22 protein-coding genes are annotated in these 25755 nt (G+C 64.6%); 18 read left to right on the top strand and 4 right to left on the bottom strand.

The window, feature by feature from the left end; genetic code table 11:
* Positions 1–51: 51 nt before the first annotated feature.
* Positions 52–990, bottom strand: coding sequence for a YicC/YloC family endoribonuclease (locus tag WNB94_RS04460; RefSeq protein WP_341388666.1), 939 nt, complete (start codon positions 988–990; stop codon positions 52–54).
* 29 nt (positions 991–1019) lie between these two features.
* Between WNB94_RS04460 and WNB94_RS04465 the strand changes: the two genes are divergently transcribed.
* From WNB94_RS04465 to WNB94_RS04490, 6 genes are all read left to right on the top strand, one after another.
* A complete protein-coding gene (locus WNB94_RS04465) occupies positions 1020–1988 on the top strand; it encodes a serine/threonine protein kinase (protein WP_341388668.1) in 969 nt (322 codons plus the stop codon).
* An 18-nt stretch (positions 1989–2006) separates the two neighbouring features.
* Positions 2007–2942: a PP2C family protein-serine/threonine phosphatase gene (locus WNB94_RS04470; RefSeq protein WP_341388669.1), complete on the top strand. Its 936-nt coding sequence runs from the start codon at positions 2007–2009 to the stop codon at positions 2940–2942.
* 80 nt (positions 2943–3022) lie between these two features.
* On the top strand, positions 3023–3763 hold the full coding sequence (rph, locus tag WNB94_RS04475) for a ribonuclease PH (protein WP_341388670.1): 741 nt from the start codon (positions 3023–3025) through the stop codon (positions 3761–3763).
* A 25-nt stretch (positions 3764–3788) separates the two neighbouring features.
* Positions 3789–4457 carry an RdgB/HAM1 family non-canonical purine NTP pyrophosphatase gene (rdgB, locus tag WNB94_RS04480; protein WP_341388672.1) on the top strand — a complete coding sequence of 223 codons (669 nt, stop codon included), beginning with the start codon at positions 3789–3791 and terminating at the stop codon, positions 4455–4457.
* Complete coding sequence (gene hemW / locus WNB94_RS04485) at positions 4454–5665, top strand: radical SAM family heme chaperone HemW (protein ID WP_341388673.1); 1212 nt, start codon at positions 4454–4456, stop codon at positions 5663–5665. Before rdgB ends, hemW begins: the two co-directional genes overlap by 4 nt.
* A 135-nt stretch (positions 5666–5800) precedes the next feature.
* Positions 5801–7582 (top strand): ATP-binding protein, encoded by a 1782-nt coding sequence (locus tag WNB94_RS04490; RefSeq protein ID WP_341388675.1) that lies wholly within the window; start codon positions 5801–5803, stop codon positions 7580–7582.
* Here the strand turns inward: WNB94_RS04490 and WNB94_RS04495 are convergent, their stop codons facing one another.
* Complete coding sequence (locus tag WNB94_RS04495) at positions 7583–9283, bottom strand: long-chain-fatty-acid--CoA ligase (protein WP_341388676.1); 1701 nt, start codon at positions 9281–9283, stop codon at positions 7583–7585.
* 293 nt (positions 9284–9576) lie between these two features.
* On the opposite strand from WNB94_RS04495, the gene WNB94_RS04500 reads away from it, so the two are divergent.
* Positions 9577–10113: a hypothetical protein gene (locus WNB94_RS04500; protein ID WP_341388678.1), complete on the top strand. Its 537-nt coding sequence runs from the start codon at positions 9577–9579 to the stop codon at positions 10111–10113.
* Positions 10110–11723, top strand: a complete 1614-nt coding sequence (locus WNB94_RS04505) for a GMC family oxidoreductase (protein WP_341388679.1) — start codon at positions 10110–10112, stop codon at positions 11721–11723. Before WNB94_RS04500 ends, WNB94_RS04505 begins: the two co-directional genes overlap by 4 nt.
* Positions 11724–11808: 85 nt before the next feature.
* Here the strand turns inward: WNB94_RS04505 and ompA are convergent, their stop codons facing one another.
* On the bottom strand, positions 11809–12453 hold the full coding sequence (ompA, locus tag WNB94_RS04510; RefSeq protein WP_341388680.1) for an outer membrane protein OmpA: 645 nt from the start codon (positions 12451–12453) through the stop codon (positions 11809–11811).
* Positions 12454–12716: 263 nt separating this feature from the next.
* Here ompA and gyrA point away from each other — a divergent pair, with 263 nt between their 5' ends.
* From gyrA to lapB, 10 genes are all read left to right on the top strand, one after another.
* Entirely contained in the window at positions 12717–15368 is a 2652-nt protein-coding gene (gene gyrA, locus WNB94_RS04515) for a DNA gyrase subunit A (RefSeq protein WP_341388681.1), read from the top strand.
* Between the two features lie 75 nt (positions 15369–15443).
* Entirely contained in the window at positions 15444–16040 is a 597-nt protein-coding gene (locus tag WNB94_RS04520) for a DUF2059 domain-containing protein (protein ID WP_341388683.1), read from the top strand.
* A 52-nt stretch (positions 16041–16092) separates the two neighbouring features.
* Entirely contained in the window at positions 16093–17211 is a 1119-nt protein-coding gene (gene serC, locus WNB94_RS04525; RefSeq protein ID WP_341388684.1) for a 3-phosphoserine/phosphohydroxythreonine transaminase, read from the top strand.
* Positions 17204–18340: a prephenate dehydratase gene (gene pheA / locus WNB94_RS04530; RefSeq protein ID WP_341388685.1), complete on the top strand. Its 1137-nt coding sequence runs from the start codon at positions 17204–17206 to the stop codon at positions 18338–18340. The genes serC and pheA overlap by 8 nt, the downstream gene beginning before the upstream one ends.
* Before the next feature lies 1 nt (position 18341).
* Positions 18342–19223, top strand: coding sequence for a prephenate dehydrogenase (locus tag WNB94_RS04535; RefSeq protein ID WP_341388686.1), 882 nt, complete (start codon positions 18342–18344; stop codon positions 19221–19223).
* Positions 19224–19253: 30 nt separating this feature from the next.
* Positions 19254–21320, top strand: a complete 2067-nt coding sequence (locus tag WNB94_RS04540) for a bifunctional 3-phosphoshikimate 1-carboxyvinyltransferase/cytidylate kinase (RefSeq protein WP_341388687.1) — start codon at positions 19254–19256, stop codon at positions 21318–21320.
* Positions 21321–21520: 200 nt separating this feature from the next.
* Entirely contained in the window at positions 21521–23206 is a 1686-nt protein-coding gene (rpsA, locus tag WNB94_RS04545) for a 30S ribosomal protein S1 (protein WP_341388688.1), read from the top strand.
* 128 nt (positions 23207–23334) lie between these two features.
* On the top strand, positions 23335–23643 hold the full coding sequence (locus WNB94_RS04550; RefSeq protein WP_341388689.1) for an integration host factor subunit beta: 309 nt from the start codon (positions 23335–23337) through the stop codon (positions 23641–23643).
* 4 nt (positions 23644–23647) lie between these two features.
* Positions 23648–24019: a LapA family protein gene (locus tag WNB94_RS04555; protein WP_341388691.1), complete on the top strand. Its 372-nt coding sequence runs from the start codon at positions 23648–23650 to the stop codon at positions 24017–24019.
* A 9-nt stretch (positions 24020–24028) separates the two neighbouring features.
* Entirely contained in the window at positions 24029–25186 is a 1158-nt protein-coding gene (lapB, locus tag WNB94_RS04560; protein ID WP_341388692.1) for a lipopolysaccharide assembly protein LapB, read from the top strand.
* Here lapB and WNB94_RS04565 read toward each other — a convergent pair whose 3' ends face one another.
* Positions 25187–25753 carry a copper chaperone PCu(A)C gene (locus tag WNB94_RS04565; protein ID WP_341388693.1) on the bottom strand — a complete coding sequence of 189 codons (567 nt, stop codon included), beginning with the start codon at positions 25751–25753 and terminating at the stop codon, positions 25187–25189.
* Between the last annotated feature and the right edge of the window lie 2 nt (positions 25754–25755).

The following is a 25755-nucleotide window of genomic DNA, read 5'->3' on the forward strand; positions in this document are numbered from 1 at the left end:
CGGATGCCACGGATTGTCCACCATGACGCTGGGGACTTGCCCCTCAGAGATTCACTCGATGTTCTGAACCTGCTCGCGCATCTGCTCAATGAGCACCTTCATGTCCACCGAGATCTGCGTCAACTCCAACGCCGCAGCCTTGGAACCCAGGGTGTTGGCCTCGCGGTGCAGTTCCTGGATCAGAAAGTCCAGTCGTTTGCCCACTTCGCCTCCTTTTTTGAGCAGGCGGCCGATCTCATCGAGGTGGGCCTTCAGGCGCTGCAGTTCTTCGTCCACGTCAATGCGCAGCGCGTAGGCGGCCGCTTCATTGACGGCCCGATCCTGGGCGGCTTCCGGGGTCACGGTGCCGCCCACGGCCTGCAGGGCCTCCTGGAACTTCTGAACAAACCGCTCTTGCTGCCGCTGCACCGCCGCAGGCACCAGCGGCTCGGCCTGATCGGCCAGGGCCCGCAAGGCCTTGAGCTTGTCTTGCAGCACCGCCACCAGGCGGGCGCCCTCGCGCTGCCGGGCCTCTTTCAGCGCCTCGACGCAATCCCGCGCGGCCTGCAAGGCGGCGTCTTCCAGGCGCACGGCCGGCGCCGCCGCGCGACACCAGTGAAGCACTTCGTTGACCGACAATGCGCCCGCCTTGGGCAACCAGTTCTGAACCGTGCTTTCCAGCCGGGCCAGGGTGTGCAACTGCTCGGGCTGGGGCTGCGGCCAGCCGGCGTCCGAGGCGCGCTGAGGCTGAAGGCGGATCTCGATCTTGCCGCGCTTGAAGGCCGCCGTCAGCAACTCACGCAGGGCGGGCTCCAGCGCCCTGAACTCATCGGCCAGCTTGAAGCTCAAGTCCAGGAAGCGGCTGTTCACCGATCGCAGTTCGGCGCCGACCGCACCGGAGGCCTGGCGGCGTGAACCAGTGGACGATTCAGCCGCTTCAGTGTTTTCCCCGGCGTGGTCGGGAGCCGACGAGACGGCACTGGCAAAGCCGGTCATGGAGTAGACTGACATGGTTACTTGACACCAGACAAAATCCGATTATGTCAAAGCCCAAACCCGCTCCGTTGCCTCCGGGCACCGTCGTGGGCGGCTATCAGGTGGTCAAGAAGCTGGCCGCAGGGGGGTTCGGGGTGGTTTACCTGGCCGAAGACCCCGACAAACACCTGGTGGCGCTCAAAGAATATCTGCCCGCTTCGCTGGCAGAGCGTTCGCCTGGCGAGCTCATCCCCCGCGTCAAACCCGACAAACAACCCTTGTACCGCCTGGGGTTGAAGAGTTTTTTCGAAGAAGGTCGCTCGCTGGCCCAGATCGCCCACCCGTCGGTGGTGTCGGTGCTGAACTTCTTCCGCGAAAACGAAACCGTCTACATGGTGATGAATTACCTGCAAGGCGACACCCTGCAGGATTTCATCGTCACCGCGCGCGACCTCAAGCGCGACAAGGTCTTCCGCGAGTCCACCATCCGCAGCCTCTTCGACGAGATCCTGCGCGGCCTGCGCATCGTGCACCAGCACAAGATGCTGCACCTGGACATCAAGCCGGCCAACATCTTCATCACCAACGACAACAAGGCGGTGCTGCTGGACTTTGGCGCGGCGCGCGAGGTGCTGAGCAAAGAGGGCAACTTCATCCGCCCGATGTACACACCGGGCTTTGCCGCCCCCGAGATGTACCGCCGCGACGGCTCGCTGGGCCCCTGGACGGACATCTACGCCATCGGCGCGTGCATCTATGCGTGCATGCAAGGCTACCCACCCAATGACGCACCCCAGCGGCTTGAAAAAGACCGCCTCAACCTGTCGCTGTCCAGGCTGCGCAACGTCTATTCAGACAACCTGCTGGAAGTGACCGAGTGGTGCATGTCGCTGGATCCGCTGGCCCGCCCGCAAAGCGTCTTTGCGCTGCAAAAAGAGCTCGCCCGCGAAACCGAGCGTCGCTACTCCAAGCTCACGCTGAGCGAGCGCGTGCGCCTGCAACTTGAAAACCTCAAGTCCGGAGCCAAGGCATAAGGAAGGCACTGCACTGGCATGAGATTCTCTGTTTATCAGATCAGCCGCAAGGGCGGCCGCGAAAAGAACGAAGACCGCATGGGCTATTGCTACACGCGGGATTCCGGCCTGTTTGCCCTGGCGGACGGCATGGGCGGCCACCCGGAAGGCGAGATGGCCTCGCAACTGGCGCTGCAAACGATGGCGGCGCTGTTTCAGCGTGACGCCCGCCCCAAACTGGCCGACCCCCTGCGCTTTTTGCAAGACGCCGTGATGGCAGGTCATCACCAGTTGCTGCGCTATGCCAGCGAAAAAGGCCTGATCGACACCCCCCGCACCACCATCGTGGCCTGCATCCTGCAGGGCAACACGGCCTACTGGGCTCACTGCGGGGACTCCCGGCTGTACTTCGTGCGGGGCGAAAAACTGATTGCCCGCACGCGCGATCACTCCTACTCCGAGTTGCAAAGCTCGCTGTCGTCGGTCGTGCCGGTCAACGAGCGCTACAACCGCAACGTGCTGTTCACCTGCCTGGGCAGCCCCGGCAAGCCGGTGGTCGACACCGCCGGCCCGTTGCTGCTGCAAGAAGGCGACCGCCTGCTGCTGTGCTCGGACGGCTTGTGGGGCACGGTGGAAGATGAACTCATCACCAACCACCTGGCCACGCGCTCCATTTCAGATGCTGTGCCCGAACTGGTGGAGGTGGCCCTGCGCAATGGTGGCCCCAAGTGCGACAACGTGACCGTGCTGGCCATGGAATGGGAAGGCACGGGCCACGACGAACAAAGCTCGGTGCTGACCGAGACCCTGGGCGAAGAGGTGTTTGCGTCCACCATCCAGGCCAGCATGGGCAACACCGGAACGCCCGGACAGAGCGTGGGTGCCGACGAGCTGGACGAAGCCGAGATCGAGCGCTCCATCCGCGAGATCAACGAAGCGATCCGGCGATCGGCCAACGCAGCCCGAAAAAGCTGATCCCGTCCCCTCGGGACGCTGCGCGGCAGACCGGCCCACGTCGGTCTGCCTTGTTTCCTTTTTGACCTCGGAGAAGCCCCATGGCCTACCAACGCTCCCACGCCCGCGCCGCCGATGCCCTGCGCCCGCTGACCATCAGCCGTGGCTACACCATCCACGCCGAGGGCTCGGTGCTGATCTGCTTTGGCAACACCAAAGTGCTCTGCACGGCCTCGGTCGAAGAAAAGGTGCCGCCCCACAAGCGCGGCAGCGGCGAAGGCTGGGTCACGGCCGAATACGGCATGCTGCCCCGCTCCACCCACACCCGCAGCGACCGAGAAGCCGCCCGTGGCAAACAAAGCGGCCGCACACAAGAAATCCAGCGCCTGATCGGCCGCAGCCTGCGCGCCGTGGTTGACCTGGCCAAGCTGGGCGAGCGCTCCATCGTCATCGACTGCGACGTCATCCAGGCCGACGGCGGCACCCGCACCGCGGCCATCACCGGCGCCTATGTGGCTCTGGTGGACGCCATCAACGGCCTGCTGGCCAGCGGCAAGATCAGCAGCAGCCCCATCCTGCACCCGGTGGCCGCCATCAGCGTGGGCATTGTCGAAGGCACGCCCTTGCTGGACCTGGAATACACCGAAGACTCGGCCTGCGACACCGACATGAACGTGGTGATGACGGGCGCCGGGCACTTCGTGGAGGTGCAGGGCACGGCCGAAGGCGTGGCCTTCACGCGCACCGAGATGGACCAGTTGCTGGCCCTGGCCGACAAGGGCATTCGCGAACTGATTGCGGCCCAGGCTGCCGCCCTGGCGCTGCCGCTGAACAAGGGCTGAATCGTTTGAACGACCCACGGCCATCATGAGCAAGACCCTCATCCTCGCCTCCAACAACGCCAAAAAGCTCAAAGAGCTGCAGGCGCTGCTGCAGCCCCTGGACATCGCCCTGGTGACCCAGGGCAGCCTGGGCATCCCGGAGGCTGAAGAGCCCCACATCACCTTCGTTGAAAACGCCCTGGCGAAAGCCCGCCATGCGGCGCGAGAAGGTCGAGGCCCGGCCGTCGCCGACGACTCGGGCTTGTGCGTGGCCGCGCTGGGTGGCGCGCCGGGCGTGCGATCGGCGCGCTACGCCGTGGACGCCGGGCGCATCGCCGAAGGCCTGCCCCGCGAACAGATCGATGCCGCCAACAACGCGTGGCTGCTGGAGGTGATGAAGGGGCAAAGCGACCGCCGCGCCCATTTCATTTCGGTGCTGGTGGCCGTGCGACACGCAGATGACCCCGAGCCCCTGGTGGCCGTGGGCCACTGGGCCGGCACCCTGCTGGCGGCACCCCGTGGCGAGCATGGTTTTGGCTACGACCCGCTGTTGTGGATCGACACCCATGGTGCCAGCGCCGCCGAACTGCCCCCCGAAGTGAAGAACGACATCAGCCACCGCGCCCAGGCCTGCGTGCGCCTGCGCGAACTGATCAGCCAGCAGTGGGGCCCCTTGCAGAGCGCCGAACACCACTGGCCCTGGCAACGCCCATGATCACCCTGAGCCGCCCCGGCAGCCTGCAGACGCTGCCACCGCTGTCGCTGTATGTGCACCTGCCGTGGTGCCTCAAGAAATGCCCGTATTGCGACTTCAACTCGCATGAAGTCAACGCGCCTCAGCGGTCGGCCCTGGGCGGCAGTGCGCACCTCCCACCCGATGTGGAGGGCCGCTACCTGGACGCCTTGCGGGCCGACCTCGAGTCGGTGCTGCCGCAGGTCTGGGGGCGCCGTGTGTACACGGTGTTCATCGGCGGGGGCACGCCCAGTCTGTTCTCGCCCGAAGGCATCGACCGACTGCTGGCCGACGTTCGCGCCCGCCTGCCTCTGGAGGCCGACGCAGAAATCACGCTGGAGGCCAACCCGGGGACGTTTGAAAAAGACCGATTCCGCGCCTTCCGTGAAGCCGGTGTCAATCGCCTGTCCATTGGCGTTCAAAGCTTCGATGACGCCAAACTCAAGGCGTTGGGGCGCGTTCACGATGGCGCCCAGGCCCGTGCCGCCGTCGCCGAGGCGGCCAGTTGCTTTGACACCTTCAACATCGACCTGATGTATGCGCTGCCAGGCCAAAGCCTGGCCGATCTGCAGCGCGACCTGGCCACGGCCTTGTCATTCCAGCCCCCTCACCTGTCGCTCTATCACCTGACGATGGAGCCCAACACGCGTTTTGCCACCCAGCCGCCCGCGGGCCTGCCCGACGACGACACGGCCTTCGACATGCTGGATCACCTCGTGGCGGTCACCGCGCAGGCCGGCCTGCAACGCTATGAGGTCTCGGCCTACGCCCGACCGGGTCACCAAAGCCGCCACAACCTCAACTACTGGATGTTTGGCGACTACATCGGCATCGGCGCAGGCGCCCACGGCAAGATCAGCTTTCCTGACCGCATCGTGCGGCAGGTGCGCTGGCGCGAGCCCCGCAGCTACATGGCGCACGCCTTGGCAGGACAAGCCTGCTCGAACGAACACGAGATCGATCTCCCCAACCGGGCGTTCGAGTTCATGATGAACGCGCTGCGCCTGAAGGACGGTTTCGAGCTGGCGAGGTTCACCGAGCGCACGGGCCTCACCCTGGCCAGCATCCAGACCGCCCTGACCGAGGCAGAAACCAAGGGCCTGCTGGCGCGCGATCTGGTGCGCGCCTGGCCCACCGACAAGGGCTTTGACTTCCTCAGCGATCTGCAAGGCCTGTTCCTCAAAGACTGAGCCGACCAGCAATCCGTCACGGTTCGGTCTGCCGCCCCCGGGGGTGGCCCCCTGTTCACCCCGCCCATCGCGGCCGATAGTCCTGGGATGCCGTCATCCACCGGGGTATCCTCTGCGTCCCATCACCACGCTGGCGTGGACACGCGCATTCGTCACGCCCAGGTGCTGGCCATGCACGAGGTCATGCCATTGGCGCAATGCGCCTCGCTGGTGTGCGCCTTGGCGGTCGCGATCGTTTTGTGGCAACGCGTTGACCTTGCTGCCTTGCTGCCCTGGTTGGCGGCGCGCCTGGCCATCAGCCTGACCCGGATTTGGTACTCCCAAGCCTGTGTTCGGCAGCCGACACGACACACAGATCAGGCCTACGTGGGGCTGGCCGTGGTGGACGGCATGCTATGGGGCGCCATGGGTTGGGGACTGACGCCGGTCATGGACCTCAGTGTGGCCATCGTCACGATCAGCGTGGGCATCTCGGCGGCCAGCCTGGGCGTGATCATGCTGCACATCCACTCGACAGCCAACTGGACATTTGTGGTGGCCGGGCTGGTCCCCAACGCGGTTTACGCCCTTCAGCGAGGAGATGACCTGGGCTACTTCTGCTTCGCCGGGTTCCTGGGCTTGACCGGCATCCTGCTGTTCGAAGGACAGCGGCTGAACCGTCGATTCATGACCACCTTGCGGCTGCGCTTCGAAAGCGAGTTGGCCCACGAGGCCGAGAAAAGAGCCTTGCAGAAGGTGCAGGAGCTGGCCGACATGCGCAGCCGTTTCGTGGCCACGATCAGCCATGAAATGCGCACGCCACTGCACGGCATGCTGGGGCTGTTGCGGCTGGTTCGAGAGCACGCCGACCGACCGCCTGACCCAAGACACCTCATGCTGATGCACCACGCGGGTGAACACCTGGTGCAGGTCATCAACGACGTGCTGGACTTCGCCAAGCTGGAAACCACGGGCCTGCCGATTGCTCCTGCGCCGTTCTGCCTCAACACCATGCTCGACGAGCTGGTGGACACCATCCGCTTCAACGCAGAGGCCAAAGGGCTCACGCTGGCGCTGGACTCGGCCCTGCCTGCCGACACGTGGGTGATGGGTGACATCACCCGGATTCGCCAGGTCCTGCTCAATCTGATGGGCAATGCGATCAAGTTCACCCAAAACGGCGAAGTGCGCCTGAAGGTCACACGCGACGAAATCACCGGGCGAACCGAGCTCAGCGTGCAAGACACGGGCGTCGGCATCCCGGCCGACGACATCGACCGCATCTTTCAGCCATTTCAGCAAGCCGAAGGCACCTACGAACGACGCTTTGGCGGCAGCGGGCTGGGCCTGACCATCTCGCGAGAACTCTGTGGCGCGATGAGGGGCGCCCTGACTTGTCAGAGTGCGCCGGGACAAGGATCGGTGTTCAAGTGCACATTGCCGCTGCCAGGCACCGAGCCAAGCAGGCTCGGGTCCGCGCACATCCCCCACCACCAGGCCCAGGTCGACCTTCAGAGCGACAGCGTCGCATCTGTCTCAGGGATCTCGCACGTGCTGCTGGTGGACGACAATCCGGTCAATACGCTGGTGGCTGAAGCCGAGCTGCGATTGCTTGGACTGGACGTGAACACCGCCAGCAGCGGCCAAAGCGCGCTGGACTGGCTGGAGCACCGCCGCACCGACCTCATCCTCATGGACTGCGAGATGCCGGGCATGGACGGCGTTGCCGCCACGCAAGCCATTCGCTCCCGTGAGCGACGGCTGGGGCACCAGCCGGTGCCCATCGTGGCACTGACCGCCAACGGGCGCGATGCCTATGACCAGCGCTGTCAGCCCGCCGGCATGAACGATTACCTGGCCAAACCTTTCGACAGGGCCGACCTCAGGGCGGTGGTGCTGAAGTTCAGCTCCAGAGAGATCGCTTCAGCACCGGCCTGATCAGGCGGCCTTCTTCTCGTCGCGCAGTTCGCGGCGCAGAATCTTGCCCACGTTGGTCTTGGGCAGGTCGTTGCGGAACTCCACGTACTTCGGGCACTTGTAGCCGGTCAGTTGCTCGTGGCAATAGGCCTTCAACTGGGCCTCGGTCAAAGTGGCATCCTTGCGCACCACGAACAGCTTGACAGCTTCGCCCGACTTCTCGTCCGGCACGCCCACGGCGGCGCACTCCAGCACGCCCGGGTGCAGGTTCACCACCTGCTCCACCTCGTTGGGGTACACGTTGAAGCCCGACACCAGGATCATGTCCTTCTTGCGGTCCACGATCTTGACCTGCCCGGTGGCGTCCATCACCCCGATGTCGCCGGTGCGGAAGAACCCATCGCTGGTCATCACCTTGGCCGTTTCATCAGGGCGGTTCCAGTAGCCGGCCATCACCTGAGGACCGCGGATGGCGATTTCACCCACGCCACCGATGTCCAGCTGGTTGCCATCGTCATCCAGGATGGCCACTTCAGTGGACGGCACCGGATAGCCGATCGAACCATTGAAGGTCTGGTTGTCCAGGCGGTTGGCCGTGGCCACCGGCGAGGTCTCCGACAAGCCATAGCCTTCCACGATCGGGCACCCCGTCAACTTCAGCCACTTCTCGGCGGTCGCTTGCTGAACCGCCATGCCCCCGCCCATCGAGACTTTCAAGCCCGAGAAATCAAGCTTGGCAAAGTCAGGGTGGTTGGCCAGGGCATTGAACAAGGTGTTCACGGCTGGGAACTGGTTGATCTTGTACGCGCTCAGGGTCTTGATCACCGCAGGCAGGTCACGCGGATTGGGGATGAGGATGTTCATCGAGCCCATGCGTGCGCCCATGAAGTAACACACCGTCAACGCGAAGATGTGATACAGCGGCAAGGCGCACACAGCCACCAGGGGCTCGTTGCCCAGCTTGCTGAGCTGCGGCTTGAACCACGCCTCGTTTTGCAGGATGTTGGCCACCACATTGCGGTGCAACAGGGTGGCCCCCTTCGACACGCCCGTGGTGCCGCCGGTGTACTGCAAGAAGGCCACGTCGTCCGCCTTGAGGCTGGGGCGGCTGTACTTGGCCGACGCCCCCTTGGCCAGCGCATCCTTGAAGCTCACCGTGCGGCACTTGTCTGTGTTGGGCAGCGTGTAGGCCGGCACCATCTTCTTGACGTTGCGCACCACAAAGTTCACCAGCGCGCCCTTGACGAACGGCAGCATGTCCCCCATGGCGGCCACGACGATGTGCTTGACCGGGGTGCGCGACACCACCTCCTGCAGCGTCACTGCAAAATTCTCGAGGATGACGATGGCCTCGGCGCCAGCATCCTTCAGCTGGTGCTCCAGCTCACGGGGTGTGTACAGCGGATTGACGTTGACCACCACATAACCGGCGCGCAAGACAGCGGCAATGGCCACCACGTACTGCGGCACGTTGGGCATCATCAAGGCCACGCGGGCCCCCTTGGCCAAGCCCAATGACTGGAAATAACCGGCCAGAGAACGCGACAGCTCATCCACTTGCTCGAACGTCCAGTGCGCGCCCATGAAAGCGGCCATGTTGCGACGGGCATGCTGTTTGAACGCCTGCTCCAGCAAGTCCACCAACGAGTTGTATTCGTCGGCATTGATCTCGGCCGGAACGCCCGGTTCGTAATTCGCCAGCCATGGCTTGGATGTGGTCATCTTGATCGTCCTCTCATCAACGTCGATTGACGCACCCATGGCAGGTCGGGTGCGTCACACGGATAGGGTGAAATAGCGTCATTCGCTGCATGCATTCTGCAACATTCGCGACCAAGGGTATTCCCGATCGAGCGCAACGCCGGATCGCCCCAGCAAAACGCCAGAAAGCGCCCAGGACTCGGTTCACGCCGCCGTCAAGGGAGACACCCCATCCTGCCCCCAGTCGAAATCGAAGGAAAATGTGAGTCTCATTGTTTCCTGCTTCGACGGGTGTCTCACCCCCCACCAACGACATGGCAGATCCTGCAATCAATCACCCCCTGACCCCCAAGCGCCGCTGGTTCCTCAAGACCGCCGTGGCCCTGGGCGCTTTGGGCTCGGCCCTGGGCGGGCTGGTGTACTGGAATCGCGGCATGAGTGACGGCCGCCTCACCGACGCCGGCAAAGACGTCTTTCATGGCCTGGCGCGGGGTTTCCTGGGCGCGATGCTGCCCGCCGATCCTGCGGCGCGTGAACGCTACCTCTCGCTTCACATCGAGCGGCTAGAAGGTTTCCTCAACACCTTGCCTGATGCCTTGCGAATCCAGGTCAGCGCCCTGGTGGGGCTGCTGGGCAACAAGCCCACCCGTTACCTCGTCACGGGCTTGAGCAGCAACTGGAAAGAAGCCACCGATCAGGACGTGGCGCAAGCGCTGGCCTACATGCAACTCAATGACCTGCCCAGCCACCGTCTGAGCTACCAGGTGATGCGCAGCATCACCCTGATGTCGTTCTTCACACAACAAGACAACTGGAGCCTGACCGGCTACCCGGGCCCCATCGCCATATGAGCAAATTACCTGATCCTTTCCGTGACGGCCTGGCGCGAGGCTGGAAAGCCACCAACGGTGGCGAGCAAGGCCTGCCTGAATCCGTCAGCTGCGACGTGGCCATCATCGGAACCGGCGCGGGCGCGGGCATCACGGCCGAGTTGCTGACCAAGGCCGGGCTGGACGTCGTCCTGATTGAAGAGGGCCCCCTGCGCACCAGCAAAGACTTCAATCAGCGCGAGTCCGAGGCCTATGCCGATTTGTACCAGGATGGCGCCGGACGCCGCACCATGGACGGTGCCATCACGATCCTGCAAGGCCGCTGCGTGGGTGGCACCACGGTCATCAACTGGACCAGTTCGTTTCGCACGCCCTCAGCCACCCTCGGCCATTGGCGTGAGGTGTACGGTCTGAACGACTTCACCCGCGATGCCCTCGACCCCTGGTTCGAACAGGCCGAGCGTCGCCTGGGCATCCATGCCTGGCCCGTGCCCCCCAACCCCAACAACGAACTGCTGCGCACGGGCGCGCACAAACTGGGCATCTCGGCCGAAGTGATTCCGCGCAATGTGCGCGGCTGCTGGAACCTGGGCTCATGCGGACTGGGTTGCCCCACCAACGCCAAGCAGTCCATGCTGGTGACCACCATCCCGGCGGCACTGGACGCTGGTGCGCGCCTGTTTTACCAAACCCGCGCCCAGGAGCTCGTGATCCACAAGGGTCAGGTCCAAGAGTTGGTGTGCGTCCCCATCCGGGTCAACGGAGGCAAGACCAGCGATCAGGTGATGCGCGTGAAAGCTCGGCACTTTGTGGTGTCGGGCGGCGCCATCAACTCGCCTGCCCTGCTCAAGCGCTCCAAGGCCCCCGACCCACACGATCTGCTGGGCAAGCGCACCTTCCTGCACCCAGTGGCCTTCTCCAGTGGCGTGTTCGACCAGCGCATCGAAGGCTGGGCGGGCGCTCCCCAGTCCATTTACTCCGACCACTTCATCGAACATTCGCCCCTGAACGGCCCCATCGGTTACAAGCTGGAAGCCACCCCGATCCACCCTGGACTGGCCTCCATTCTGCTGGGCGGGTTCGGCAGCACCCTGGCCGAGCGGTTTGCGCAGTACCCCAACACGCAGATGATGCTGGCCCTGATGCGCGATGGATTCCACCCGGAATCGGAGGGCGGTACGGTGATGCTGAACCTGGACGGCTCGCCACTGCTGCACTACCCCATGAGCGATTACCTGCTGGACGGGTTCCGCCGGTCGTACCTCACGATGGCCGAAATCCAGTTCGCCGCTGGCGCCAAGACCGTCACCCCATGGCACGAGCAAGGGCAAAGTTACAGCACCTGGGCCGCCGCCAAAGAAGCCATCGAGCGCTTTGACATGAAACCCTACCTGACGGGCGCCGGCAGTGCCCACGTCATGGGCGGTTGCCACATGGGCGGCAGCGAGCGGCAAGGGGTGGTTCGCCCTGATGGCGTGCACTGGCAGGTCGAGAACCTCTCGGTGCACGACGGCTCGGTGTTCCCCACCAGCATCGGCGCCAACCCGCAGTTGTCCATCTACGGCATCGTCAACCGCATGGCAGCGCAGCTGAGCAAACGACTCAGCGGCAAGGACGTGCTGCTGGCCTGAGCCACGCCCCGGCCACCCATGAAAAAACCCGCCAGCTGGCGGGTTTTTTGTGTTCTCAACCAGCGCTGAAGCGCTGGCCCGGAACTCACTTGACGGTGCGGGTGCCCACCACTTCGATTTCCACGCGGCGGTTTTGAGCGCGGCCATCGGATGTCTTGTTGTCGGCCACGGGCTGCTTCTCGCCCTTGCCTTCGGTGTACACGCGGGCAGCGTCGATGCCCTTGTCGACCAGATAGGCCTTGACGGCTTCCGAGCGACGGATCGACAGCTTCTGGTTGTACTCGTCAGGACCGACCGAGTCGGTGTGACCCACGGCGATGATGACCTCCAGGGTCAGGTCCTTGACCTTCTCGGCCAGGTCGTCCAGCTTGGCCTTGCCTTCGGCCTTCAGCACGGCCTTGTCAAAGTCAAAGAAGGCGTCGGCCGCGAAGCTGACCTTTTCAGTGGTCGGGGCTGCAGGCACCACCACAGGGGCGGGAGCAGGTGCCGGAGCCGGCGCAGCAGGCGCAGCCACAGGCGCAGGCGCCGGAGCGGCAGGAGCAGGCACGCCATCACAACCTTGCACGCCGGTTTCGGGCGTGAAGAAGTTGTCGCGCCAGCAGTATTCATTGGTGCCGTTCTTCCACACGGTGCCATCGGTGCCGCGCCAGTTGTCAACGTTCTGGGCGAAAGCGCCGGTCACCATGGCAGCAGAGGCGAACAGGGCGGCCACTCGATTCAATTTGTTCATCTAGATCCTCGCATGTGTAAGGCGCGGCAAAAGGGCCGCAACAAGCCCGAAGGCAGAGCACTGATGTAAAGACTGACCTGTTGATCAGGGTTCACCCCAGGGCCTCAGACGTGAAACATTGTGCCATAGCCACCCGAATGCTCAAGTTTGTCGAGGGCGGGCGTGATCGCCGGCGGCCAACACGCTCAAGTATGTTGCTGTAGGGCGACAAGGTCGGGCCAATTACAATCTCGCTTTGGTTCGGTACCACCGCCACACAGCGCATGACTCAATTCGCCAAGGAAACCCTGCCCATCAGCCTCGAAGAGGAGATGCGGCGTTCGTACCTCGATTACGCGATGAGCGTGATCGTGGGCCGTGCCCTGCCCGATGCCCGTGACGGCCTCAAGCCCGTGCACCGGCGCGTGCTCTTCGCAATGCACGAGCTCAACAACGACTGGAACCGGCCTTACAAGAAGTCCGCTCGCATCGTCGGCGACGTCATCGGTAAGTACCACCCGCACGGTGACTCGGCGGTGTACGACACCATCGTGCGCATGGCGCAAGATTTCTCGCTGCGCCACATGCTGGTCGACGGCCAGGGCAACTTCGGTTCGGTCGATGGTGACAACGCCGCTGCCATGCGGTACACGGAAATCCGCCTGGCCAAGATCGCCCACGAGATGTTGGCCGACATCGACAAGGAAACCGTCGACTTCGGCCCCAATTACGACGGCTCCGAAAAAGAGCCTTTGGTGCTGCCCGCGCGCCTGCCCAACCTGCTGATCAACGGCTCGGCCGGCATCGCAGTCGGCATGGCCACCAACATCCCGCCGCACAACCTCAACGAGGTGGTGGATGCCTGCCTGCATGCGCTGAAGAACCCCGAGTGCTCGGTCGATGAACTCATGGAGATCATCCCTGCGCCCGACTTCCCCACCGCCGGCATCATCTACGGCTTGAGCGGCGTGCGTGAAGGCTACCGCACCGGCCGTGGCCGCGTGGTCATGCGCGCCCGCGTGCACTTCGAAGACATCGGCAAGGGCGACCGCCAGGCCATCATCGTCGACGAGATCCCCTACCAGGTCAACAAGAAGAACCTGCTCGAGCGCATCGCCGAGCTGGTCAATGAGAAGAAGATCGAAGGCATCAGCCACATCCAGGACGAGTCCGACAAGTCCGGCATGCGCGTGGTGATCGAGCTCAAGCGCGGTGAAGTGCCCGAGGTGGTGCTCAACAACCTGTACAAGCAGACGCAGCTGCAGGACACCTTCGGCATCAACATGGTGGCGCTGATCGACGGTCAGCCCAAGTTGTGCAACCTGAAGGACCTGGTCACGGTCTTCCTGGAGCACCGCCGCGAGGTGGTGACCCGCCGCACAGTGTATGAGCTGCGCAAGGCGCGCGAGCGTGGCCATGTGCTCGAAGGCCTGGCCGTGGCGCTGGCCAACATCGACGAGTTCATCGAAACCATCAAGACCTCGCCCACGCCCCCGGTGGCCAAGCAGGCCCTGATGAGCAAGAGCTGGGATTCGTCGCTGGTGCGCGAAATGCTCTCGCGCGTCGAGGGTGACCCGCAGCTGTACCGCCCCGAGAGCCTGTCGCCCAACTACGGCATGCAGCCCGATGGCCTGTACCGCCTGAGCGAAGACCAGGCCGGCGAAATCCTGCAGATGCGCCTGCAACGCCTGACGGGCCTGGAGCAAGACAAGATCATTGGTGAGTACAAGGACGTGATGGCCCAGATCGCCGATCTGCTGGACATCCTGGCCAAGCCCGAGCGCGTGTCCACCATCATCGGCGACGAACTCACAGCCATCCGCACCGAGTTCGGCCAGACCAAGCTGGGCGCCCGCCGCTCCACCATCGAGCACAACGCGCAAGAGCTGGGCACCGAAGACCTGATCACGCCCACCGACATGGTGGTCACTCTCAGCCACACCGGCTACATCAAGAGCCAGCCGCTGAGCGAGTACCGCGCCCAAAAGCGCGGCGGCCGCGGCAAGCAGGCCACCGCCACCAAAGAAGACGACTGGATCGACCAGCTCTTCATCGCCAACACGCACGACTACATCCTGTGCTTCAGCAACCGGGGCCGCGTGTACTGGCTGAAGGTGTGGGAAGTGCCGCAAGGCTCGCGCAACTCGCGCGGCAAGCCCATCGTCAACATGTTCCCGCTGGACAAGGACGAGAAGGTCAACGTGGTGCTGCCGCTGACCGGCGAGTTCCGCACCTTCCCTGAAGACCACTACATCTTCATGGCCACCCGCCTGGGCACCGTGAAGAAAACCCCGCTCACCGACTTCAGCAACCCCCGCAAGGCCGGCATCATCGCCGTGGGCCTGGACGAGGGCGACGTGCTGGTGGGCGCCGCCCTGACCGATGGCAAGCACGACGTGATGCTGTTCAGCGATGGCGGCAAGGCGGTGCGCTTCGACGAAGAAGACGTTCGCCCCATGGGCCGCTCGGCCCGTGGCGTGCGCGGCATGATGCTGGAAGAAGGCCAGTCGGTCATCGCCATGCTGGTGGCCGAAGACGAATCGCAAAGTGTGCTCACCGCCACCGAAAACGGCTACGGCAAGCGCACCAGCATCGTCGAGTACACCCGCCACGGCCGTGGCACCAAGGGCATGATCGCCATCCAGCAATCCGAGCGCAATGGCAAGGTGGTCGCGGCCACCCTGGTGCGCCCGGAAGACGAGATCATGCTGATCACCGACAAGGGTGTGCTGGTGCGCACCCGGGTGGCCGAAATCCGTGAACTGGGCCGCGCCACGCAGGGCGTGACCCTGATCGCGCTGGACGAAGGCGCCAAGCTGATCGGCCTGCAGCGCATCGTCGAAAATGACGCCAACGCCCCCGCCGATGAGGACGATGCCGGAACGGGCGCCGGAGCCGCTGACAGCCCTGACGAGCTGGGTGGAACCGAATCCTGATCATCGGACACCAAGTTGACACACCCGACCGCCGAGGCAGGCGGGTTCGCTCACCCTAGGACGCAAGGAAAGTACATGACCCTGATTCGCAACACCCTGGCCACCGCCGTGGCAACGGCCCTGATGCTCACCAGCCTGGCTGCCCACGCCGACAAGAAGGCCGATGTGCAGAAGATCCTGACCTTGCAGCAGCCTGCGCTGGAAGACATGGCGCGCTCGGTGGCCGAGCGTCCTGCCCTGCAGATGGCCGCCAGCGTGCGCCAGATCATGGCCCAGGCCGTGCCGGACGACAAACGCGAAGCCACGGCCAAGCAGATCGATGCCGAGATCAAGAAGTACCTGGACGCCGCCGTGCCGGCGGTTCGTGCCAGCGCCACCAAGCTCAGCCAATCCACCCTGGCACCGCTGCTGGAAGAAAAGTTCACTGAAGACGAACTGAAAGATCTGGTGGCCATGCTGGACTCCCCCGTGCTCAAGAAGTACCAGGGCCTGCTGCCCGAGATGAGCAACACCATGCTGGAGAAGGTGGTGGCAGACGCCCGCCCCCAGGTGCAACCCAAGCTGCAAACGGCTGAAACCAACATCCGCAACATCCTCGACAAGGCAACCGGCGGCAAGCTGAGTGGCAATGGCGAGGCCAAGCCCGCAGCCAAACCCGCCTCCAAGAAGTGATTCGTGGCCGGGCCAGGTGCCCGGCGTTCCCTGTTGTCCCGGCTGACCCACCATGTCCCGTCCGTTCAATTTTTCTGCCGGCCCGGCCACCTTGCCCGAAGACGTGCTGGCACAGGCCGCGCGAGAGATGCTTGACTGGCGCGGCTCGGGCATGGGCGTCATGGAGATGAGCCACCGGGGCAAGGAATTCCTGTCGATTGCGCATCAGGCCGAAGCCGACCTGCGCGACATCCTGTCCATCCCTGCGCACTTCAAGGTGCTGTTCATGCAAGGCGGTGCCATTGGCGAAAACGCCATCCTGCCCATGAACCTGTCTCGCGGGGCGCGCGCCGATTACGTGGTCACCGGATCGTGGTCACAAAAATCGGCCAAGGAAGCACGCAGGTACTGTGACGTGCATGTGGCGGCCACCAACGAAGCCGATGGCCACACCAGCCTGCCTGCCTACGGCGGCTGGCAGCTCAGTGAGCGCCCGGCTTACGTGCACGTGTGCAGCAACGAAACCATCCATGGCGTAGAGATGCACGAGCTGCCGGACCTGCGGGCCCTGGGCTGCGACGCACCGCTGGTGATCGATTGTTCGTCCCACATCGCCTCGCGGCCCATCGACTGGACGCGCGTGGGGGTGGCCTACGGTGGCGCCCAGAAAAATATCGGTCCGTCGGGGCTGACCCTGGTCATCGTGCGCGAAGACCTGCTCGGCCACGCCCTGCCCATCACCCCCTCGGGGTTCAACTACCAAACGGTGGCTGACAACGAGTCGATGTACAACACCCCCCCCACGTACGCGTGGTACATCGCCGGGTTGGTGTTTCAGTGGATCAAACGCCAGCGTGAAGTGACACCGGCCGGTGAGCTGACAGGCCTGGCGGCCATCGAGGCGCGCAACATCGCCAAGGCCGAGTTGCTCTACGGCTACCTGGACCAGTCGGGCTTTTACCGCACCAAGGTGCAGGCCGATTGCCGTTCTCGCATGAACGTGCCTTTCTTTTTGCCTGACGACGCGCTGAACGAGGCCTTCCTGTCTGGCGCCAAAGAGGCAGGACTGCTGCAACTCAAGGGCCACAAGAGCGTGGGCGGCATGCGGGCCTCTATCTACAACGCCATGCCACTGGCCGGCGTGGAGGCCTTGGTCGGCTACCTGAAAGACTTTGCCTTGCGCCATGGCTGACACCCCTCAAGCCCCTCACGCCTACCAGCCCGACGATCGTCCGGTCGACGAGCAGTTGGCCGACCTGCGGGTGCGGATCGACTCGGTCGACCGGCAACTGCTGGCGCTCATGAGCGAGCGGGCCCGGCTGGCGCATGCCGTGGGCGAGGTCAAAAAGATCGATGGCTCGCCGGTGTTCCGTCCTGACCGTGAGGTTCAGGTCATCGAACGGGTCAAGGCCGCCAATCCCGGCCCCCTGATGCCCGAGAGCATCGGCCCCATCTGGCGCGAGATCATGTCGGCCTGCCGCGCACTGGAAGCCCGCCAGCGGGTCGCCTTCCTGGGCCCGGAAGGCACCTTCAGCGAACAAGCCGCCTTGAAGTTCTTCGGCTCGTCCATCGAGCCCATCGCCTGCGCCAGCATCGATGAAGTTTTTCGCGCCACCTTGTCCGGCACGGCTGATTTCGGGGTGGCGCCCGTTGAAAACTCCACCGAGGGGGTGGTGGCCCGGTCCCTGGACCTGCTGCTGGCATCCGACCTCACCATCGTGGGCGAAACCAGCCTGCTGATCACCCACAACCTGCTGCGTCAAACACCCGCCCTGAGCGACATCCAGGCGGTGTGCGCGCACCCACAGGCCCTGGCTCAATGCCATCAGTGGCTCAGCCAGCACCTGCCCCAGGCCGAACGCCGGCCGGTGGCCAGCAATGCAGAAGGCGCGCGGCTGGCGGCACAGGACGCTGGCATCGCCGCGCTGGCCAGCGAACGTGCAGCGTCGATTTTTGGGCTGCACGTGGTGCGCCACGCCGTGCAGGACGAGGCACACAATCGCACCCTGTTCGTGGTGCTGACCCGCCCCGAGCATCACACACCATCGCAACGCACCGGCCATGACTGCACCAGCCTGATCGTGTCGGTGGACAACCGACCCGGTGCCGTGCACGACCTGCTCGCGCCCCTCAAGCGCCATGGGGTGTCCATGACCCGCTTTGAATCGCGCCCTGCCCGCTCTGGCCAGTGGGAATACGTCTTCTTCATTGACCTGGCCGGCCACCTGGACGATGCCCCGGTGGCAGCGGCCCTGGCCGAGCTGCAAGCGCTGTGCAGCTTCGTCAAGGTGCTGGGCACCTTCCCTGTGGACCCCCTCTGACATGTTCAACCAGCTCGGACTGATTGGCTGCGGCCTCATGGGCGGCTCATTTGCCCTGGCCCTCAAAAAGGCGGGGCTGGTGCGCCGCGTGGTGGGCTACAGCAAGTCACCCTCCACGGTGGAGAAGGCCAGGCGGCTGGGCGTGATCGACGTCATGGCCGAGTCGGCCCTGCTGGCCGTCTCTGGCTCTGACATCGTGCTCATGGCCGTGCCGGTGGCCGCCAGTGAAAACACCTTCAAGGCCATCCGCCATCTGGTCGACCCCGGGGTGCTTTTCATGGACGTGGGCTCGACCAAACGCGACGTGGTCGATGCGGCGCGCCGCGTGCTCAAAGAGCGACTGCCTTCGTTCGTGCCGGCCCACCCCATCGCCGGGCGCGAGGTGGCGGGCATCGAGCATGCCGACGCGGGGCTGTACCAGGGCCGCAAGGTCATCCTGACGCCCCTGCCTCAAACCGACGCCACCCTGGTGCAAAAAGCCACCGACGTGTGGGCGGCCATCGGCTGTCAGGTGCTCAAGATGACGCCCGAGCACCACGATGCGGCGTTTGCCGCCGTCAGCCACCTGCCGCACCTGCTGGCCTTCGCCTACATCAACGCCATGGCCGACCAGCCACGGGGTCAGGAGTACCTGACGCTGGCCGGCCCCGGGTTTCGCGATTTCACACGCATTGCCGCCAGCGACCCCACCGTGTGGCGTGACATCCTGCTGTCCAATCGCGAAGAAATCCTGAAACAATCAGAGGCGTTCCGTCATGCGCTGGAGCAGATGGAGCGACACATGCGTGAATGGAACGGCCCCGCCCTGCAAGAGCAGATCCGATCGGCTTCGGATGCCCGCAGCCAATGGAGCCTGGGCGGCAAGCCAAACGCTGCTCGCTGAGACTGCGGCCTGGGCCGCACCGACCGCCACATGTACACCACCGCCTTCCTTGACCTCCCGCCCCTGCTGTCTGCCGGAGGCACCGTGCGCCTGCCGGGCTCCAAGAGCATCTCCAACCGGGTGCTGCTGCTGGCCGGCTTGAGCGAAGGCACCACCGTCGTGCATGACCTGCTGGCGTCTGACGACACCCGCGTGATGCTGGACGCCCTGCGCGCCCTGGGCTGCGACCTGCACCAGGACGGCGATACCGTGCACATCACCGGCCTGGGCGGGCAACTCAAGGTGCTGCAGGCCGATCTGTTTTTGGGCAATGCCGGCACCGCCATGCGCCCCCTGACGGCCGCACTGGCCCTGCTGTCGGCCACGCAAGGCGGCGTCTTCACGCTCAGTGGGGTGCCGCGCATGCACGAGCGCCCCATCGGCGATCTGGTGAACGCCCTGCGCCCGCTGGGCTGCACCATCGAATGCACAGGCAACGAAGGCTATCCACCCTTGCGCCTGGCCGGTGGCCAGCTCGACCTGAGCCGGCCGATCCAGGTGCGCGGCGATGTCTCCAGCCAGTTCCTGACCGCCCTGCTGCTGGCCCTGCCCCTGGTGTCTCAAGCCCAGGCCCTGACCATCGAGGTGGTGGGCGAGCTGATCTCCAAGCCCTACATCGACATCACGCTGAACCTGCTGGCCCGCTTTGGCATCCAGGTGCAGCGCGAGGGCTGGCAGCGCTTCACCATCCCCCAGGGCAGCCAGTACCGGTCGCCGGGGGTCATCCACGTCGAGGCCGATGCCTCGTCGGCCTCGTACTTCATCGCGGCCGGGGCCATCGCCGGCATCGACGAGCCCGTGCGCATCGAGGGCGTGGGCGCGCAGTCCATCCAGGGTGACATCCGCTTCATCGAGGCCGCCCAGGCCATGGGCGCACACGTGGTGTCCGGCCCGAACTGGCTGGAGGTGCGTCGCGGTGACTGGCCCCTGAAGGCCGTTGACCTGGACTGCAACCACATCCCCGATGCGGCCATGACCCTGGCGGTGATGGCGCTGTATGCCCAAGGCACCACCCGCCTGCGTAACATCGCCAGCTGGCGGGTGAAAGAAACCGACCGCATCGCGGCCATGGCCTGCGAACTGCGCAAGCTGGGCGCCACGGTGGTCGAAGGTGATGACATCATCGAAGTCACGGCGCCCGCGGTGGGGTGCTGGCAGCACGCCAGCATCCACACCTACGACGACCACCGCATGGCCATGTGCTTTTCGCTGGCGGCGTTCAACCCGCTGGCCCCCACGGCGGCAGCCGGTCAGCCGCGTGGCCATGCAGGGCAGCCCATTTCGGTGCGCATCGAAGACCCCCGCTGCGTGGGCAAAACCTTCCCCGACTACTTCGAGTGTCTCTTCCAGGTGGCCGACACCCTGGCCGACTGGATCCCGGTGATCACGGTGGATGGTCCCACCGCCTCGGGCAAGGGCACCCTGGCCAGCGCGCTGGCCACCCGCCTGGGCTACCGCTTTCTGGACTCGGGCTCGCTCTACCGCATCACGGCCCTGCTGGCCATCGAACACGAGATCGCGCCCGACGATGCCCCCGCACTGGAACAACTGGCGCGGGAATTGGGCGAAACCACGCCGTTGCGCTTTGACGGTGAGCACATCTGGGTCGATCAGCGAGAGGTGAGCGCCGACCTGCGGCAAGAGGATGTGGGCCAAACCGCCTCCAGGATTTCAGCCCACCCCGGGGTGCGGCAGGCGCTCATGGACCTGCAGAAGAACTTTCGGGGGCTGCCAGGCCTCGTGGCCGACGGCCGGGACATGGGCACCGTGGTCTTTCCGGACGCGGCACTGAAGGTGTTTCTGACCGCCACCGTGGCACAGCGCGCCGAGCGGCGACATAAACAATTGATTTCCAAGGGGTTTTCTGTTACCCTAGAAGAGATTTGCGCAGATTTGGAGGCGCGCGACCACCGGGACATGAACCGGGTGGTGGCCCCGCTGAAGCCTGCTGCAGATGCCCGCAGCCTCGACAATTCGGCACTGACCATCGAACAATCGGTGGACACGGTGCTGGCGTGGTGGGATGCGGGCTGGCCGCACGTGATGGCGCGCCCCTGAAGGCCCAGAGCCTCGGCGATGCACTTTCACCCAAGCCAACCACCAAGGCTGTGACGTTCGGTCCTTGCTGCCAGGCAAGGACATGAGCATTCAGACCGGCCCCAAGCCGGTTCGGGCGTCATGTTCTTCAACCCTACCCGCCCCGGTCGTTCCTGTCGGCCTGGGCGTCACCGCCGGCTCATCCCGGCACAGGAAACTCCATGTCTGAATCTTTTGCCGCCCTTTTTGAAGAGTCGTTGCAGCGCGCCAACATGCGCACCGGCGAAGTCATCACCGCCGAGGTGGTGGCCCTCGACCACAATTTCGTGGTCGTCAACGCCGGCCTGAAGTCCGAGGCCTATGTGCCCATCGAGGAATTCAAGAACGACCAGGGCGAAATCGAAGTCCAAGTGGGCGACTTCGTCTCGGTGGCCGTGGACGCCATCGAAAACGGCTACGGCGACACCATCCTGTCGCGCGACAAGGCCAAGCGTCTGGCCTCGTGGCTGTCGCTGGAAACCGCTCTGGAGTCTGGCGACTTCGTGACCGGTACCGTCAATGGCAAGGTCAAGGGCGGCCTGACCGTCCTGGTCAACGGCATCCGCGCCTTCCTGCCCGGCTCGCTGCTCGATACGCGCCCTGTCAAGGACATGTCGCCGTTCGAAGGCAAGACCATGGAGTTCAAGGTCATCAAGCTGGACCGCAAGCGCAACAACGTGGTGCTGTCGCGCCGCGCTGTGGTCGAAGCCTCGATGGGCGAAGAACGCGCCAAGCTGATGGAAACCCTGCGCGAAGGCGCGATCGTCAACGGCGTGGTCAAGAACATCACCGAATACGGTGCCTTCGTGGACCTCGGCGGCATCGACGGCCTGCTGCACATCACCGACATGGCATGGCGCCGTGTCCGTCACCCGTCTGAAGTGGTGACCGTGGGTCAAGAGCTGACCGCCAAGGTCCTGAAGTTCGACGCCGAGAAGAACCGCGTCTCGCTGGGCCTGAAGCAAATGGGCGACGATCCCTGGGTGGGCGTCTCGCGCCGCTACCCCTCGGGCACCCGCCTGTTCGGCAAGGTCACCAACATCGCTGACTACGGTGCGTTCGTCGAGATCGAACCCGGCATCGAAGGCCTGGTGCACGTCTCCGAGATGGACTGGACCAACAAGAACATCGCGCCCAACAAGATCGTCAACCTGGGCGACGAAGTGGAAGTGATGGTCCTGGAGATCGACGAAGACAAGCGTCGCATCTCGCTGGGCATGAAGCAGTGCAAGCCGAACCCCTGGGACGAGTTCGCTCAGAACTTCAACCGTGGCGACAAGGTCAAGGGCCCCATCAAGTCGATCACCGACTTCGGCGTGTTCGTGGGCCTGACGGCCGGCATCGACGGCCTGGTGCACCTGTCCGACCTGTCTTGGAACGAGCCTGGCGAAGCCGCCGTGCGCAACTACAAGAAGGGCCAGGAAGTCGAAGCCATCGTGTTGGGCATCGATGTCGAGCGCGAGCGCATCTCGCTGGGCATCAAGCAGCTGGATTCTGATCCCTTCACCAACTTCACGACCCTGAACGACCGTGGCGCCACCGTCACCGGCACCGTCAAGACCGTGGACGCCAAGGGTGCTGAAATCTCCCTGGGTGACGACATCACCGGCTACCTGCGTGCTTCCGAAATCAGCACCGACCGCGTGGAAGACGCTCGCAACGTGCTGAAGGAAGGCGACGAAGTCACCGCCCTGATCACCAACATCGACCGCAAGTCGCGTTCGATCCAGTTGTCGATCAAGGCCAAGGACAGCGCCGAACAGCAAGAAGCCATCCAGTCGCTGCGCGCCGACACCACCAAGGAAGGCTCCGGCACCACCAGCCTGGGCGCCCTGTTGAAGGCCAAGCTCGACCAGAACAACGGCTGATGCCGTTGCCTCCCCTGCGACTGTTCGGCACTGAGCCGAACGGCCCGCAGGGGCTGTGATCAGCTGTCCCTTGTCACGCCGGTGACCACACCGACACCTGATCACAGCCTCTGCCAGCATCACCCGACATGACCCGATCCGACCTCGTGGCCCGACTGGCCGAACGATTTGGCCAGTTGACGCAACGTGACGCCGAATTCGCCGTCAAGACCATCCTGGATGCCATGTCCGATGCGCTGGCGCGCGGGCACCGCATCGAGATCCGTGGCTTTGGCAGTTTTTCGATCAACCGACGGCCGCCTCGAATGGGGCGCAATCCGCGCTCGGGCGAGCAGGTGTTGATCCCTGAAAAGCTGGTGCCCCACTTCAAACCAGGCAAGGCACTGCGCGAAGGCGTGGACCAGTCGCCGCCAGCCACCCCCACACCGGAAAGCTGAGCCCATGCGCGTGTTCAACTGGTTGTGGCGAGCCGCTCTGTTTTTCGTGCTGTTTGCCTTCGCTTTGAACAACCAGCATGTGGTCGAGCTGCGCTGGTTCTTCGGGCATCAATGGCGGGCCCCCATGGTGTACGTCGTGCTGATCGTGTTCACCCTGGGCTGTGCCACGGGCGTGCTCGCCATGTTGCCCAGTTGGTGGCGGCATCGTCGGGGCGCGCGACAACGTGAGATGCTCCTGCCTGACCCGGTCAGCCCGGAGCCTTCGAACAGCACGCCATCGTCGAGCGGCTCGTCCAACGCAGCCGCTGCGGCCGAAGGTCTGACCTCGCTGCCCTTCCCACCGGACATGCCGGCGCCCCGCAAGCCCGCTCGCTGACACCGCACCATGGATCTTGACTACCAGTGGCTGCTCCTGGCCCTGCCCGCCGTCTTCTTCATGGGATGGGCCGCCTCTCGGCTGGACCTGAGGCAATTGCGGCGGGACGAATCGGCGTCTCCTCAGGCTTATTTCAAGGGGCTGAACCTGCTGCTCAACGAACAGCAGGACCGCGCCATCGACGCCTTCATTGAAGCGGTACAGCACGACCCACAGGCCTCAGACCTGCACTTCGCGCTGGGCAACCTGTTTCGACGCCGTGGCGAGTACGAGCGGGCCATCCGGGTGCACGAGCACCTGCTGGCACGTGCAGACATCAGTCGCGACGCCCGGGAGCGTGCGCAACACGCCTTGGCCCAGGACTTCATGAAGGCCGGGCTGTTCGATCGGGCCGAAGAAGCATTCAAGGCGCTGGACGGCACGGCTTTCGCCACCGACGCACGACTGGCACTGCTGTCGCTGTACGAGCGTTCGCGCAACTGGCTGCCGGCCATCGAGGTGGCCCGCCAGTTGGAAGCCGCTGGCCGCGGATCGTTTGCACGCCGCATGGCGCACCACTGGTGCGAGATCGCCCAGGAAGCCGAAGCCCGAGGCCAGGACGAACGTGCCGAACAGGCCCTGCAGCAGGCCAGGCAGGCCGAGCCGCACGCCGCGCGGCCCATGGTGATGATGGGGCAGCGCCTCATGCGCCTGCAACAAGCGGCCCAGGCCCTGCAGGTCTGGGAAGACCTGATGGCCGTGCAGCCCGACAGTTTTGCGCTGGTGGCCCACGACTACGCACAGGTGGCACGCGAACAAGGTCAGGTGGATCGCGCCCTGACCCGCCTGACCGCCCTGTACCAACGTGCACCGTCCGTGTCGGTGCTGAACGCCATGAACAGCCTGCAAGACGATGCCTTGCAGCGGCGACAAGCCCTGATGGCGCACATCAGCCAGCAACCGTCACTGTCTGCGGCGCAAGAGCTGATCCGGGAACGCCTGCTGACCCACGTGCCGCTGGACGAGCCCGAAATCGAACGCCTGCAGCAAGCCCTGGCCACAGCAGCCAAGCCCCTGCAACGCTACCGTTGCGCGGCTTGCGGGTTTGAAAGCCAGCACCACTTCTGGCAATGCCCGGGGTGCCACGGCTGGGACACCTACCCCCCCAGACGCCTTGAAGAACAGTGATCAGTGATGGTGCATGTGCGCACCGTCCGAGGCGCCACCAGGTTGCGGCGCAGGCATCTTGCCGCTCACCGGCACCTTCACCGACTGCACCACGGTCTTGCCTTGGGCGTCTTTCAGTAGCAGCTCCAGGGTCACATCCTGACCGGCAGGCAGCGCCTGGGTCAAACCCATCAACATCAGGTGATGCCCGCCAGGACGCAAGGCCACGTCCTTGCCAGCAGGCAAAGGCAGTTGGGCCACCGCCCGCATGCGCATCACGTCGCCGTCCATGGCCATTTCATGCAGTTCGGCATGAGGCGCTGCCGGGCTGCGAAAGCCCACCAGCGTGAGGTCGCGCTGGGCGCGCAAGGTCATGAACCCGCCCGTGGCCGTCTGGCCAGGCACCGTGGCCCGGATCCAGGCCCCTTGCACCAACACGGGCGCCGCCTCGGTGGCGGACGCCTCGGGGTGATGGCCATCGTGGGCACGCGCCACCGAGCACGGCACCAACAGCCCCGCTGAGGCCATCAACAGCCCCATCACCACAGGGCGAACCACCACCGCAGACACACGACGCACACCACGCATGA

The organism is Aquabacterium sp. A3 (assembly GCF_038069945.1).
GTDB lineage: Bacteria > Pseudomonadota > Gammaproteobacteria > Burkholderiales > Burkholderiaceae_C > Aquabacterium.

Coding starts and splice junctions, on each gene's coding strand:
- WNB94_RS04460 (WP_341388666.1), bottom strand. CDS start 990: ATGTCAGTCTACTCCATGACCGGCTTTGCCAGTGCCGTCTCGTCGGCT.
- WNB94_RS04465 (WP_341388668.1), top strand. CDS start 1,020: ATGTCAAAGCCCAAACCCGCTCCGTTGCCTCCGGGCACCGTCGTGGGC.
- WNB94_RS04470 (WP_341388669.1), top strand. CDS start 2,007: ATGAGATTCTCTGTTTATCAGATCAGCCGCAAGGGCGGCCGCGAAAAG.
- rph (WP_341388670.1), top strand. CDS start 3,023: ATGGCCTACCAACGCTCCCACGCCCGCGCCGCCGATGCCCTGCGCCCG.
- rdgB (WP_341388672.1), top strand. CDS start 3,789: ATGAGCAAGACCCTCATCCTCGCCTCCAACAACGCCAAAAAGCTCAAA.
- hemW (WP_341388673.1), top strand. CDS start 4,454: ATGATCACCCTGAGCCGCCCCGGCAGCCTGCAGACGCTGCCACCGCTG.
- WNB94_RS04495 (WP_341388676.1), bottom strand. CDS start 9,283: ATGACCACATCCAAGCCATGGCTGGCGAATTACGAACCGGGCGTTCCG.
- WNB94_RS04500 (WP_341388678.1), top strand. CDS start 9,577: ATGGCAGATCCTGCAATCAATCACCCCCTGACCCCCAAGCGCCGCTGG.
- WNB94_RS04505 (WP_341388679.1), top strand. CDS start 10,110: ATGAGCAAATTACCTGATCCTTTCCGTGACGGCCTGGCGCGAGGCTGG.
- ompA (WP_341388680.1), bottom strand. CDS start 12,453: ATGAACAAATTGAATCGAGTGGCCGCCCTGTTCGCCTCTGCTGCCATG.
- gyrA (WP_341388681.1), top strand. CDS start 12,717: ATGACTCAATTCGCCAAGGAAACCCTGCCCATCAGCCTCGAAGAGGAG.
- WNB94_RS04520 (WP_341388683.1), top strand. CDS start 15,444: ATGACCCTGATTCGCAACACCCTGGCCACCGCCGTGGCAACGGCCCTG.
- serC (WP_341388684.1), top strand. CDS start 16,093: ATGTCCCGTCCGTTCAATTTTTCTGCCGGCCCGGCCACCTTGCCCGAA.
- pheA (WP_341388685.1), top strand. CDS start 17,204: ATGGCTGACACCCCTCAAGCCCCTCACGCCTACCAGCCCGACGATCGT.
- WNB94_RS04535 (WP_341388686.1), top strand. CDS start 18,342: ATGTTCAACCAGCTCGGACTGATTGGCTGCGGCCTCATGGGCGGCTCA.
- WNB94_RS04540 (WP_341388687.1), top strand. CDS start 19,254: ATGTACACCACCGCCTTCCTTGACCTCCCGCCCCTGCTGTCTGCCGGA.
- rpsA (WP_341388688.1), top strand. CDS start 21,521: ATGTCTGAATCTTTTGCCGCCCTTTTTGAAGAGTCGTTGCAGCGCGCC.
- WNB94_RS04550 (WP_341388689.1), top strand. CDS start 23,335: ATGACCCGATCCGACCTCGTGGCCCGACTGGCCGAACGATTTGGCCAG.
- WNB94_RS04555 (WP_341388691.1), top strand. CDS start 23,648: ATGCGCGTGTTCAACTGGTTGTGGCGAGCCGCTCTGTTTTTCGTGCTG.
- lapB (WP_341388692.1), top strand. CDS start 24,029: ATGGATCTTGACTACCAGTGGCTGCTCCTGGCCCTGCCCGCCGTCTTC.
- WNB94_RS04565 (WP_341388693.1), bottom strand. CDS start 25,753: ATGCGTGGTGTGCGTCGTGTGTCTGCGGTGGTGGTTCGCCCTGTGGTG.